Source organism: Microvirga sp. 2TAF3 (genome assembly GCF_052114965.1).
Classification (GTDB): domain Bacteria; phylum Pseudomonadota; class Alphaproteobacteria; order Rhizobiales; family Beijerinckiaceae; genus Microvirga.
Map to the genome: position 1 here is coordinate 360,721 of NZ_JBFRFT010000002.1, position 12,768 is coordinate 373,488.

The 12,768-nt window shown below is 62.1% G+C and carries 13 protein-coding genes; 3 read left to right on the top strand and 10 right to left on the bottom strand.

The genetic code is table 11. From position 1 onward, the window contains the following. The first annotated feature begins 808 nt into the window (after positions 1-808). Entirely contained in the window at positions 809-1,510 is a 702-nt protein-coding gene (locus AB4Y97_RS04140) for a GGDEF domain-containing protein (RefSeq protein ID WP_441997732.1), read from the top strand. A 6-nt stretch (positions 1,511-1,516) separates the two neighbouring features. Here the strand turns inward: AB4Y97_RS04140 and queA are convergent, their stop codons facing one another. The 8 genes from queA to AB4Y97_RS04180 all read right to left on the bottom strand — a co-directional run bounded on the left by queA (position 1,517) and on the right by AB4Y97_RS04180 (position 9,618). Continuing rightward, positions 1,517-2,596: a tRNA preQ1(34) S-adenosylmethionine ribosyltransferase-isomerase QueA gene (queA, locus tag AB4Y97_RS04145; protein WP_441997733.1), complete on the bottom strand. Its 1,080-nt coding sequence runs from the start codon at positions 2,594-2,596 to the stop codon at positions 1,517-1,519. A gap of 176 nt (positions 2,597-2,772) precedes the next feature. Continuing rightward, the gene (locus AB4Y97_RS04150; RefSeq protein WP_441997734.1) at positions 2,773-3,240 is read right to left on the bottom strand and encodes a peptidylprolyl isomerase; all 468 of its coding nucleotides are present in this window, start codon (positions 3,238-3,240) and stop codon (positions 2,773-2,775) included. 57 nt (positions 3,241-3,297) lie between these two features. Next, positions 3,298-3,804: a hypothetical protein gene (locus AB4Y97_RS04155; RefSeq protein WP_441997735.1), complete on the bottom strand. Its 507-nt coding sequence runs from the start codon at positions 3,802-3,804 to the stop codon at positions 3,298-3,300. Between the two features lie 10 nt (positions 3,805-3,814). After that, positions 3,815-4,363 carry a peptidylprolyl isomerase gene (locus AB4Y97_RS04160; protein WP_441997736.1) on the bottom strand — a complete coding sequence of 183 codons (549 nt, stop codon included), beginning with the start codon at positions 4,361-4,363 and terminating at the stop codon, positions 3,815-3,817. A gap of 29 nt (positions 4,364-4,392) precedes the next feature. Next, positions 4,393-4,893, bottom strand: a complete 501-nt coding sequence (gene coaD, locus AB4Y97_RS04165) for a pantetheine-phosphate adenylyltransferase (RefSeq protein WP_441997737.1) — start codon at positions 4,891-4,893, stop codon at positions 4,393-4,395. A 465-nt stretch (positions 4,894-5,358) separates the two neighbouring features. Further along, positions 5,359-5,493 carry a hypothetical protein gene (locus AB4Y97_RS04170; protein ID WP_441997738.1) on the bottom strand — a complete coding sequence of 45 codons (135 nt, stop codon included), beginning with the start codon at positions 5,491-5,493 and terminating at the stop codon, positions 5,359-5,361. A 146-nt stretch (positions 5,494-5,639) separates the two neighbouring features. Beyond that, positions 5,640-8,342 (bottom strand): DNA gyrase subunit A, encoded by a 2,703-nt coding sequence (gene gyrA / locus AB4Y97_RS04175; protein ID WP_441997760.1) that lies wholly within the window; start codon positions 8,340-8,342, stop codon positions 5,640-5,642. Positions 8,343-8,763: 421 nt separating this feature from the next. Continuing rightward, on the bottom strand, positions 8,764-9,618 hold the full coding sequence (locus tag AB4Y97_RS04180) for a hypothetical protein (RefSeq protein ID WP_441997739.1): 855 nt from the start codon (positions 9,616-9,618) through the stop codon (positions 8,764-8,766). A gap of 70 nt (positions 9,619-9,688) precedes the next feature. Here AB4Y97_RS04180 and AB4Y97_RS04185 point away from each other — a divergent pair, with 70 nt between their 5' ends. After that, a complete protein-coding gene (locus AB4Y97_RS04185) occupies positions 9,689-10,309 on the top strand; it encodes a MarC family protein (RefSeq protein WP_441997740.1) in 621 nt (206 codons plus the stop codon). A 27-nt stretch (positions 10,310-10,336) separates the two neighbouring features. Continuing rightward, positions 10,337-10,849, top strand: coding sequence for a GNAT family N-acetyltransferase (locus tag AB4Y97_RS04190; RefSeq protein WP_441997741.1), 513 nt, complete (start codon positions 10,337-10,339; stop codon positions 10,847-10,849). Positions 10,850-10,887: 38 nt separating this feature from the next. Here AB4Y97_RS04190 and AB4Y97_RS04195 read toward each other — a convergent pair whose 3' ends face one another. Both AB4Y97_RS04195 and AB4Y97_RS04200 read right to left on the bottom strand, forming a co-directional pair. Continuing rightward, positions 10,888-11,427: a GNAT family N-acetyltransferase gene (locus AB4Y97_RS04195; RefSeq protein ID WP_441997761.1), complete on the bottom strand. Its 540-nt coding sequence runs from the start codon at positions 11,425-11,427 to the stop codon at positions 10,888-10,890. After that, a complete protein-coding gene (locus AB4Y97_RS04200) occupies positions 11,358-12,470 on the bottom strand; it encodes a M20 family metallopeptidase (RefSeq protein ID WP_441997742.1) in 1,113 nt (370 codons plus the stop codon). Before AB4Y97_RS04200 ends, AB4Y97_RS04195 begins: the two co-directional genes overlap by 70 nt. Between the last annotated feature and the right edge of the window lie 298 nt (positions 12,471-12,768).

Consider the following 12,768-nt stretch of genomic DNA (forward strand, 5'->3'; position numbering starts at 1 on the left):
CAAGAAAAGACCCTTTCCATGGCTGAACAAAAAGATTCCTGATAAATAATTCGAGGGCGAATCTGCTCGAATTAATTGCCTGGTAAAGGATCGTGGCAATAAAATGCGCGAGTTCTTAAAACTTCACAACCGAAGGCTCGATGTCGTTTTCAATCACCAAGGTTGTCTCCGCATCGGACACAACACTGAGATCACGTATTTCGGGGGCAACTGTAGCAAAAATCGTTATGTTATTACTTAATAAAATATCGACAACGACACACGTGGCACCCCAACAAATATCGTTCTCTTCCCCCCGCCCTCAACCTAAGGGACATTGAAGGGGTTTGAGCTCATGAGCGGAAATCAATTGATGACGATCGTGAGTCCCGTCATCGGAACTATTTTTACAATATTCTTTTTATTTTTATGGTGGCACCATCGAACTTACACCTATATTTTTTATCTCGCAGGCGCATTCATTTTCTTTACGCTAGCGACAGTCTTGCAAATATTCTTCGTTCCGGGAGACGTCGGGCGGAACGTGATCGCTTCTCCAATCCTTTATCTACCTGGCATCACCCTTCTGACCGAAGGATACCTGAAGAGAAAAAACAATAGACTGAACTATCTTCAGACAGCGACCATATTAACAGCAACTCTCATCGGGTTTTGTTATTACTATTATATCGATAGGAATCTGAGCGCGCGCATCTACATCCTCAGTTTCGGTTGCGGATCGCTTTTCGCAGCCGCTGCCTATCGCATCCGCCGATCGCGCGAGAAGAGTCTCCTTGTCGATAAAGTCATCTTCTGGATCTTTCTGCTGTTGAGCATTCAGCTCTTCCTGCGCCCCCTGCTGACCGTCCGGCTCGGAGAAGTAGATGCCAGCCTGAAGGTTTTCGGCGATTCGCCGTTCTGGCTGGCTTTTCGTTTCTCGCTGATCGTTAGTGCCGTGCTCATGGGGTTGGCGCTGCTTTCCGCCATCGTCGTCGACATCACCGCCGACCTCAAAAGGCAGAGCACGACGGATGCCCTGACCGGGGTCTACAATCGGCGCGGTTTCGACGAGACAGCTTCAGCCTGGATCGAGAGCGGCAAATTCGATCCGATCTGCCTCGTCGTTTGCGATATCGATCATTTCAAGAGCATCAACGATGATCACGGCCATCCGGCGGGCGATCGTGTCATCGAAAAGCTCTCGGAATTCCTGACCGCGCATGTCCGGCAGAACGACATCGTCGGGCGGATCGGCGGCGAGGAATTCGCCGTGCTTCTCACCGAATGCGCGCCGAGCGGCGCAACGCGTTTTGCGGAGCGCGTTCGCGCTCTCTTCGAAGCCTCGGGCGCCGAAGCTCTTCGCGGTTTTTCAACGACCACGGCAAGTTTCGGCATCGTGGATCATCGCCCGGGCGAAACCCTGCAGCAGCTCATGAGCCGAGCCGACAGGCAGCTTTATGCGGCAAAGAAGAGCGGACGCAACCGCGTTTGCTCGGACGGCCGCAACATCGATTGCCTTGCCCCGGTGTAAGAGACTTCATGATCGGAACAGCAGAGAGCCATCGCCGTAGGAATAGAACCGATAGCCGCTCGCAATCGCGTATTCATAGGCTGCCCGCATGCGGTCCAAGCCAGCGAAGGCCGAGACCAGCATGAACAGGGTCGAGCGCGGCAGGTGGAAATTGGTCATCAGAACGTCCACTGCCTTGAACCTGTAGCCGGGCGTGATGAAGATCGCCGTATCGCCGAAAAAGGGCGCAATGGTGCCGTCTTCCCTTGCCGCGCTCTCTAGGAGCCGGAGCGATGTGGTGCCCACCGCAACGATGCGCCCTCCCCGCGCCTTGGCCTCGTTGAGCGCCTGCGCCGTCTCCTCGGTGATAGTGCCCCATTCCGCATGCATCCGGTGCTCGTCGGTGTCGTCGGCCTTCACGGGAAGAAACGTGCCCGCGCCCACATGCAGCGTCAGGAACTGACGGGAAATGCCGCGCGCGTCGAGGCGGCGGAAAAGATCCTCGGTGAAATGCAGGCCCGCCGTCGGTGCCGCCACCGCCCCCTCGTCGCGGGCATAGACTGTCTGATAGTCAGCCTGGTCCTTGTCGTCGGTGCTCCGCTTTCCCGCGATGTAAGGTGGCAGCGGCAATTCGCCGAGCCGGGCGATGGCCTCGTCGAGCATGGGCCCGGTAAAGGCGAAGCGAAGCGTGACGTCCCCGCCCTCGCCTTTCTCCTCCACCTGAGCATCGAGCCGCACCAGTTCGCACACGCTGCTCTCGGAGGAATCGCCGAAGCGGATACGGTCGCCGACATTCAGCTTCTTGGCCGGTCGGGCGAATGCGCGCCAGCGATCGGCGCCCTCCCGCTTGTGCAGCATGATCTCGACCCGCGCCGCTGTTTCTTCACGCACGCGCAGGCCGTAGAGCCGCGAGGGAATGACCTTGGTGTCGTTGAGCACCAACACATCGCCGGGCTGCAGCAGATCCGGCAGGTCGCGCACGATGCGATCCTCGAACGACGTTTCCCCAGGCCGCACCACGAGCAGACGCGCCGCATCGCGCGGCTCCGCGGGGCGAAGCGCGATGTGGTCTTCAGGGAGATCGAAATCGAAAAGATCGACGCGCATGGCTGTTGTGACGCTTTCCCCTTCTCATTCCGGGGCGCCGCAGGCGCTCCCGGAACCCAGAGCCATCAATGACGAAGAAAGCGCAACGATCCCGCTGTTCTTCATCCTGAATCGCCACCGGATATGGGTTCCGGGCCCGCGCCGAAGGCGCGTCCCGGAATGACAGTGGAGGTATCTCAAGCCGCGTCGGCGGCGACCTTCATGGAGACGATCCGGTCGGGATCGCGCACGGGCTCGCCGCGCTTGATCTTATCCACGTTCTCCATGCCTTCCGTCACCTTGCCCCAGACGGTGTATTGCTTGTCGAGGAAGCGGGCATCGTCGAAGACGATGAAGAACTGCGAATTCGCGGAATGCGGATAGTTGGTCCGGGCCATGGAGCAGATTCCGCGCACATGCGGCTCGGCGTTGAACTCGGCCTGCAGGTCCGGAAGGTCCGAGCCGCCGGTGCCGGTGCCCTGTGGGCAGCCAGTCTGGGCCATGAAACCGTCGATCACCCGGTGGAAGACGATTCCGTCATAAAAGCCCTGGCGCGCGAGGGTCTTGATGCGCTCCACGTGCTTGGGCGCGAGATCCGGGCGCAGCTCGATCACGACCTTGCCCTTGGTGGTTTCCAGGATGAGGGTATTCTCGGGGTCTGCCATCGGATTCTCCTGCACTGGCGTTGTCAATGAATAGGAATAAGGGACTTCCTTGCCGGATCACATAGGCCGCGTGTCCGAGAAACGGAAGGTGAAAAGACGGCCTGCCACGGCAGCTCCGAGCTTTTCAGTAAAAGGAAGCGGCGTGCAGCGCACGAAAGCCTCCCGGACGGAACGCGTGAAGGGTTCGCGCTGGTCCGGATTGCTGCCGGCTCTGTAATAGGTGATGCGGGGCTGGCCGAGAACCTCCCCGTTGCGCCTGAAGGCGATGCGCAGGGTAATCTCCTGACCGGAAAACCCGCTTCCGGCCGGGGGCTGCCAGCAGGCCTGCAGGGCGCGAAAGACCCCGCTCAAGGTATCGATCGTCCGGGCGCGCTCCCCGGAGCCCGGACGCACGATTCCATTGATGCTCTCCGGCAGGCTCGGCGGAGGCTCGAGCAGCCGGGGCCGGTCATCCTCATCGTCGAAGGGCGAAAACGCCTGCGCGGAAACCGGCCCGAGGAAAGCCATCGCGAGGACGAGCGCGGCGGTCGCCCGCCGCGCCTTACCTTTACGAAGCCTTGTCATCGTACGCTTGTCACTTGGCGTCGGCCGCAACCTGCATCTTCACGATCTTGTCGGGGTTCGTGACCATGCCGTTGGCGGCGGAATTGCCCTTCTTGATCTTGTCGGCCACATCCATGCCCGACACGACTTCGCCGAAGATCGTATATTGACCGGTAAGCGGGCCGCAGCCCTCATAGCAGATGAAGAACTGGCTGTTGGCAGAATCCGGGCTCTGCGAGCGGGCCATGCCGACCGAGCCGCGCTTGTACTGGGTCTGCGTGAACTCGGCGGGAATGTTGGGCAGGTCGGACTTGCCCGTGCCGGTGCCGGTCGGATCGCCCGTCTGGGCCATGAAGCCGTCGATCACCCGATGAAACACGACGCCGTTGTAGAAGCCGCGCTTCGTCAGCGCCTTGATCTGCTCCACGTGCTTGGGCGCGAGATCGGGACGCAGCCGGATGGTGATGCGGCCATCCTTGGTATCGAGATAGATCGTGTTCTGCGGATCGGCAGCCTGTTGCGCGGCGGCGGGAATCAGGCTGGCGAGCACGAGCGCTCCGGCTGCGAGCAAACGCTTCATCAAGGCATCTCCTTCAAGGATAGGCGGCGTCATTGCCGCTTGAATTTGGCTATTAAACGCTTGGCGACAAGGTCCGGCACGAAGGCCGTGACATCGCCGCCCATTCCCGCGATCTGGCGCACGAGCGTGGCGGTGATGGGGCGGACCGGGGGCGAGGCGGCGAAGAAAACCGTCTGGATCTCCGGCGCCATGGCGGCGTTCATGGAGGCCATCTGGATCTCGTAGTCGAAATCCGTGCCGTCGCGCAGGCCACGGACGATCAGGGACGCGCCATGGCGTTTTGCGGCATCCACAGCAAGATCGTCGAAGGTCACGACCTCCAGCGCCACGTCTTCGGCTTCCACCAGCGGCTTGCAGACGGCGAACAGCAGCTCGGCCCGCTCCGGTGCCGTGAAGATCGGGGTCTTGGAGGAATGAATGCCGATGGCGATGACGATCCTGTCCGCCACACGGCAGGCTTGGCGCACCACGTCGAGGTGGCCGTTGGTAACGGGGTCGAAGCTGCCGGTATAGAGCGCGGTACGGGTCATGGGCCCAGCTTATAAAGGAGACGGGTAAACCCGCAACGGCCTGAAGATGCCGTGCCCGGATATTATTCCAGGTCAGGCCGCTTTCTATCCGGCTCCCGTTTCCTTCTCGACCGGACCATGAGAGCAGGGCAATGCCGTTACGATTTGCAAACCATGCGAAGAGTTGCCCGCCGCACAACGCATATAAGGCGTGTCTTCCCGCACAGATTTGAGGGAGCATCGCTGAAATAACACTACGGTCCGATCAGGGAGACCGATATGCTGATCCGCCTGTCCATCGTTTTCACAACCGCAATGCTCGTCCTGGGTCCGGCTTTCCTAGCGTCAAGGCATGTCGCGATTTGATCATGCTTTCCCGGGATTTGCCGGGCTGGGAGAGCCAGCGCAGCAAATCGCTCGTTGGATTTGGATGGACCAGAATCGGTCCCCCCTCGCGGTATAGGCTCGAGTGGCGCGGCATTCCTGTCAGATGACGAAGAAGTCGGCATAGGTCATCTTGAGGCCCTTCTTGAGCGTGGCGATCTCGACCGCCTTGCCCTTGCCCGAACCATCGGCGTCATAATACAGCACGCCCTTCTTGGCATCGCAGATCAGGTACAATTGCCGACTGCCCCGTCATGTCACTGCGTTACTTTTCGCGCGGAGGATCTCTAAACCCAGGTAACGCTCCACAAAAGTGACGTTCCACCAAAAGAAATGGCCGGGACAAGCCCGGCCATGACGTCCTGATTTGATGCAGAGAGCGATTATTCTTCGCCGCCCTCGACGACATCACCCTCGCCGTTTTCACCGGCCTCGGCGACGTCCTCACCCTCTTCCGCATCCTCGCCCTCGATGTGTTCCACCGAGACGACGCGTTCCTTGCCCTTGGTCGAGAACACGGTGACGCCCTGCGAATTGCGGCCCACGGTGCGGATGCCGTCGACCGGCACGCGGATCAGCTGGCCGGCATCGGTGACGAGCATGATCTGGTCGGAATTTTCGACCGGGAACGAGGCTACGAGTTGGCCGTTGCGGCCGTTCACCGCCATGGCCGTGATGCCTTTGCCGCCGCGTCCCGTGATGCGGTACTCGTAGGACGAGGTGCGCTTGCCATAGCCCTTCTCGGACAGCGTCAGGATGAACTGCTCGTAGGCGCTCATCTCGGTGTAGCGCTCCATGGACAGGGCGTCGGCGGAGACATTCTCCTCGTCGCTTCCCTCTGCGATCTCGGTCTCGCCATTGGCCTGTTCGCCCATGACGGCGCGGCGCATCTTGAGGTAGCCCGCGCGCTCCTCGCCCGTCGCCTCCATGTGGCGCAGGATCGCCATGGAAATGATGCGGTCGCCCTCAGCCAGGTTGATGCCGCGCACGCCCATGGAATCGCGGCCCTTGAAGACGCGAACTTCAGGCACCGCGAAGCGGATGCACTGGCCCTTGGCCGTGGTGAGCAGCACGTCGTCGTTCTCGGTGCAGATCTGCACGTCGACGATGGACTCGCCCTCATCCAGCTTCATGGCGATCTTGCCGCCGCGATTGACCTGGACAAAGTCCGACAGCTTGTTGCGGCGAACCGTGCCGCGGGATGTGACGAACATCACGTCGAGCTTGTCCCAGGACGCCTCGTCCTCGGGCAGCGGCATGATGGTGGTGATGCGTTCGTCCTGTTCCAGCGGCAGCATGTTCACCAGGGCCTTGCCCTTGGCGTTCGGGGCCGCCAGCGGCAGGCGCCACACCTTCTCCTTGTAGGCCTTGCCCTTGGAGGAGAAGAAGATCACCGGTGTGTGGGTGTTGACCACGAACAGGCGGGTGACGAAATCCTCGTCCCGCGTCGACATGCCCGAACGGCCCTTGCCGCCGCGGCGCTGCGCCCGGTAGGTCGAGAGCGGCACGCGCTTGATGTAGCCGGCATGGGACACGGTGACGACCATGTCCTCGCGTTGGATCAGATCCTCGTCGTCCACATCCGCTTCCCAATCCATGATCTGGGTACGGCGCGGCGTGGCATAGGCTTGGCGGATCTCGAGCAGTTCGCCCTTGATGATGGACATGATGCGCTCGCGCGAGCGCAGGATGTCGAGATAATCCGAGATCTCGGCCGCAAGCTTGGACAGCTCGTCGCCGATTTCGTCACGGCCAAGCGCGGTCAGGCGCTGCAGGCGCAGATCGAGGATCGCGCGGGCCTGGGTCTCGGACAGACGATAGGTGCCGTCGTCGTTGATGCGGTGGCGCGGATCGTCGACGAGCGCGATGAGCGGCGCGATGTCCTGTGCCGGCCAGTCGCGGCCCATCAAGGCCTCGCGGGCCGAGTTCGGATCCGGCGCGGTGCGGATGAGGCGGATCACCTCGTCGATATTGGCCACCGCGATGGCGAGACCGCACAACACGTGGGCGCGCTCGCGGGCCTTGTTGAGCAAGTACTTGGTCCGGCGGGAGACGACCTCCTCGCGGAAATCGACGAAGGCGCGGATCAGGTCCTTGAGCGTCATCAGTTCGGGACGGCCGCCGTTCAACGCCACCATGTTGGCGCCGAAGCTCGTCTGCAGCGGCGTGTAGCGATAGAGCTGGTTCAGCACCACCTCCGCCATGGCATCGCGCTTGATCTCGATGACGATACGCATGCCGTCGCGGTCGGATTCATCGCGCAGGTCGGAAATGCCCTCGACTCTCTTCTCGCGCACCAGCTCCGCGATCTTCTCGATCAGCGAGGCCTTGTTCACCTGATACGGGATCTCGGTGACGATGATGGCCTCACGCTCCTTGCGGACCTCCTCGACCTCGGACTTGGCCCGCATCATGATCGAGCCGCGGCCCGTGGTGTAGGCGGAGCGGACCCCGGAGCGGCCGAGGATCATGCCGCCGGTCGGGAAATCCGGACCGGGAATGATCTCGATCAGCCGCTCGGTGGAGACATCCGGATCGTCGATATAGGCGACGCAGCCGTCGATGACCTCGCCGAGATTGTGCGGCGGCATGTTGGTGGCCATGCCGACCGCGATACCGCCAGCGCCGTTGACGAGCAGGTTCGGGAAGCGGGCCGGCAGAACCGACGGCTCCCATTTCGACTCGTCGTAGTTCGGGTTGAAATCGACCGTGTCCTTGTCGATGTCCTCGAGGAGCGGCATCGCCGCACGGGTCAGGCGCGACTCGGTATAGCGCATCGCCGCCGGCGGATCGCCGTCCACGGAGCCGAAATTGCCCTGCCCGTCCACGAGCAGCAGGCGCAACGAGAAGTCCTGCGCCATGCGCACGAGGGCGTCGTAGATCGCCTGGTCGCCGTGCGGGTGATATTGACCCATCACATCGCCGACGATGCGGGACGATTTCACATGCTTCTTGTCGGGGGTGTAGCCGCTCTCGTGCATGGCGTAGAGAATGCGGCGATGGACGGGCTTGAGCCCGTCGCGCGCGTCGGGGAGAGCGCGGCTCACGATCACGCTCATGGCGTAATCGAGATAGGAGCGCTTCATCTCGTCGACGATGGAAATCAGCTTGACGTCGCTCGCCGGCTGTTCGCCCCCAGGGCCGCCGGAGCGGGTATCGTTCGGATCGGACAAGTTCTGTCTCTCTTATAAAAACAAGGCTCGTCCGACGAGCGAAGAGCAGCCTTGGCGCCACCTTGTTCAAGCCTGTCGGAAAGCCACGCGAATCCAAAGAAAATCAAATCCTTAGATGGGGGAAAACGGCTTGATTTTCAAGCCTTTTGAACGGTTATCCAGAGCGAATGAGCATCGACCGGCGAAGCCGAAACAGCGATATATTTCAAGAGCTTGGCAAGAGCCCTGAAATCGTTTCCACGCCCCCTCCGCCTGTGGCACTTCCGCGCTTGCCTGCCGAGGATCGCGAGGAGATTCAATTTATACTCATAAGCTTTTGTCCGAAAAGGACTTTTCAGGCCCGCAGCAGGATCGCCGTCGTATCGTCGCTTTCCTTGAAGCGCGGATAGAGCTTGCCCCCGGGGTCGACCTGCGTCTCGATCTCGCGCGCCCGTGCGGCCAGAGGCTCGAGACCGGATATCAGGGCGGCTTCCATCAGCCCCTTCGCATCCATCTCCGCATAGAGATCCACCAGCGCAGAAAAACCGTCGCTGGTCAGGAGGATCACGGTTCCGTCCTCACAAGGAACGGATTGATGCCGAAGACGGTCCGCAGCGGCGGGATCCAGACCGAGGAGAGCGAGGCCCCTGCCCTGTTTCTGGCGCTGGCGGCGGTCGGTCAGCCAAGCCTGAAAGACGGGAGATTCGTTGACCGTCTTGGGCGTGCAGCCGCTGGCGCTCAACAACTCGGCCGCCTTGGCGGATTCGAATGTCCTCAGGTCCGGCGCCTCGCCAACGGTAAGAACGGAGCCGTCGGGTTGGCGGACGAAGGCGGTCGTATCGGCAAAGGTCCAGACATCCAGCATATTGCCGTTCCGATGTACCAGCGTCATCGCGCCGACCGGCCAGGTCAGGAAATCGTGACGCTCCTCCGCGGCGCGAGCCATGAAGGCCGTCCTCGCCTCCTCCATCACGTGCCTGAGCAGCGTGACGCCGTCGCCGTCATAGGCGCGGGCCGCGAGATCCGATAGGCGTTCGCTGACGAAGCGGGCGAGCCATGTGGCATCGCTCCTGTCGTTCATGATCGGCTCGGTGCCGGGAAAGATCGAGGTATCGATGACCCAGGCCCAATCGTCCGAGGCGCCGCAGGCATCCTCATTGGCCTTGTCGGGCGATCCCGGCCAGCTGATCCGATCCAAAACCGTGAACATCGTTGCACCCGCCTCTCGCCAAAACCGCACAAGAACGCCATAAAGCAAAGCCTGCAATAAGGTCCAGCCGATGCTCCTCGACTATATCTCAGCCGCCCTTGTCACCTTGCTGGTGACCCTCGATCCGCCTGCCCTGGCGCCCATGTTCATTTCGCTGACACGGGGGATGAACGCGGAGGAGCGCAAACGCGTTGCGTTGCGGGCCGCCATCATCGCCTTCTGCATCCTGGCCTTCTTCGGCCTGGGCGGTGAAGTGCTGCTGCGCCTCCTCGGCGTCGGCATTCCGGCCTTCCGTATCTCGGGCGGCCTGCTTCTGTTCTGGATCGCCTTCGAGATGGTGTTCGAGCGGCGCAACGAGCGCAAGCAGCACACCGCCGATGTGGCGATCACGGAGGATCACATCCGCAACGTCGCCGCCTTCCCTCTCGCCATCCCGCTGATGGCGGGTCCCGGCGCGATCACGGCGACGATTCTCCTCGCCGGGCGAGCCGATGGCAATCCCCTCTATCTGTCCTCGCTGATCGCTCTGATCGCCCTCGGCGTCGCAAGCTGCTTTGCGGTCTTCATGGCCGCCGAGCGCGTCTCCCGCATGCTCGGCGTCACCGGTAACATCGTGCTCAGCCGCCTGCTCGGCGTGATCCTGGCCGGACTTGCCGTGCAATTCATCATCAACGGCGTGGAGGCGTTATAGAGGGGGCGGTGTAGCCCGAATCAGCTGATGTCGACCATTCGCATTGCCCGGACAGAAGACCTGGACAAGCTTGCGCCGATCGAACGTTCCGCCGCCTCGATGTTTCGGGACGTCGGCCTTGTCTGGCTCGCGGAAGGGGACACGATGGATCCGGCTGTGCTGGCCGCGCTGTGCCGGGACGGGACGCTGTGGGCAGCCGTCGACGGGGAGGATGAGCCGGTCGGCTTTCTCGCGGCTCATGCCTTGGACGACGCGTTCTATATCGCGGAGATATCCGTCGCCCGTTCCCATCAGTGGCAAGGGATCGGCGTCCGGCTGATCGCGGCTGCAACCGATCATGCCAGAGCCGCCGGCTTCGGCACGATGACGCTGACGACCTACCGCGACCTGCCCTGGAACGGCCCCTTCTATGCCAAGCTCGGCTTCATGGAGGTCGATCCGGCGGAAGCGGAACCGGGACATGTCGGGAAGCTGCGGGCCGAAGCCGAGGCGGGCCACGATCCGTCGCGGCGTTGCATCATGGCAAGGAATCTCGAATAGCCTGCCAGTTCCGCTCATGCGCCTACATCGATCGGGCTTCAAACCTGATCGGGGTCTCTTATGAGAACGTGAACGCCATTCCTCGGCACATTCTCCTCGTGGACCCTCCAACCGCGCTTCTCGTAGAAAGCGCGCCGCCTTTCCGCCGAGAGGAGATAGACGCGGGGCACGCCGTCCCGGCATGCGGCCTGAAAGGCCCGCTCCACCAGAGCCTCGCCAATTCCGCGTTCCCGGTCTTCGGGCTCGACCCAGAGCGCGGCAATCCAGGGCGTGTATTGGGGACGGCTCTCCTCGTCGCAGGCGATGAGGGAGACAGTCCCCAGGAACCGGTCTCCTTCATGCGCAACGAGCGCCGTGGGGATGAAACCGGACCCCAGGCTCTGCCGGACAAGCCCCGCGAGGAGGCTGAGCGGATGCCCCTCCTCCTTCCAGAAAGCGCGCCAGATCCGATCCGCGACGGTGTCGACGAAGTCCCGCCGCTCGCGCAGATCGCTGATCGTGAACGCGCTCAGCGCAGGGTTTCCAGCAGCCGCGTCATGAGTTTCTGGCGTGGGGCGATGGAGGAGATCAGGCCGTATTCCTGGAGTGTATGCGCGCCGTCGCCGTCGATGCCGAGGCCATCGAGGGTCGGCGTGCCGATGGCGGCCGTGAAATTACCGTCCGAGCCGCCGCCCGCCCGGGGCGAGGACACGAGATCGAAGCCGATCTCGGCGGCGAGCGCCTTTGCATGGCCGAACAGCTTCGCGGTGCCTTCCGAGCGCTCGTAGGGCGGCCGGTTCATGCCGCCGGTCACAGTCACCCGGACATCAGGATTATGTGCCTTCAGGCCGAGGATCGCCGCTGTCAGTGCCTCGCCGTCCGCCACTGTCTCGACCCGCAGGTCGATGGGGAAATGGCAATGTTGCGGAATGGTGTTCACGGCCGTGCCGCCGGAGATCATGCCGACCGTCGTCGTCACGCCGCGGGCGTAATCCGTCATGGCCTCCACCGCGAGGATCTGGCGCGCGGCCTCATAGACGGCATTGCGGCCGTCCTGGTGGCGCGAGCCCGCATGGGCCGGGCGGCCCTCCACATGCACGTCGAAGCGGCCGACCCCCTTGCGGGAGGTCACGATCTTGCCGCCGTCACGGGCAGGCTCGGTCACAAGGGCGAAGGCGGATTGGCGGCCGATATCCTCGATGATCGGTCGCGTCATCGGGCTACCGATTTCCTCGTCCGGGGTCACGATGAACACCATCGGCCGCGCCGCATTGCCCTTGCGGGCCACGTCCCTGAAGGCTTCCAGAGAGAAAAAGGCGCCGCCCTTCATGTCGTAGATGCCGGGCCCGTAGAGACGGTCACCATCGACCTTCAAAGGCAGGTCGCGCTCGATGGTGCCCACGGGATGAACCGTGTCGAGATGCGACATGATCAGGATCGGCTGCTCGTCCCGCTGCGGGCCGGCGCGAAGGACCAGGGCATCGCCCAGTCCCTGCTCGCCCGAAATCCGCTCCACCGCAATCGGCGCATCCTTCATCTGCGCGACAACAAGATCCATCATCAGGTTCACGCCCGCCACGTCATGGGTGGGGCTTTCGGTGCGGATCCAGGAGAAGAGCGTGTCGAGGGAGGCGGATGTCATGGCGGGGTTCGGTCCAGTCTCATGAAAAAGGCGGTCCAAAGCCGCTGCCATCCCTCATAACCCGGCTGGATGGAGGTGTCATCAACCCTTGGCGCATACCGGCCGTGCCCTCGGCAAGGGCACGGAAGGATATGAGGATCCGCTAGATCACGAAGAAGTCGGCATAGGTCATCTTGAGGCCCTTCTTGAGCGTGGCGATCTCGACCGCCTTGCCTGCACCTGAGCCGTCGGCGTCATAATACAGCACGCCCTTCTTGGCGTCGTAGATCAGGTAATCGTTCTTGTCCTTGGCCTTGTC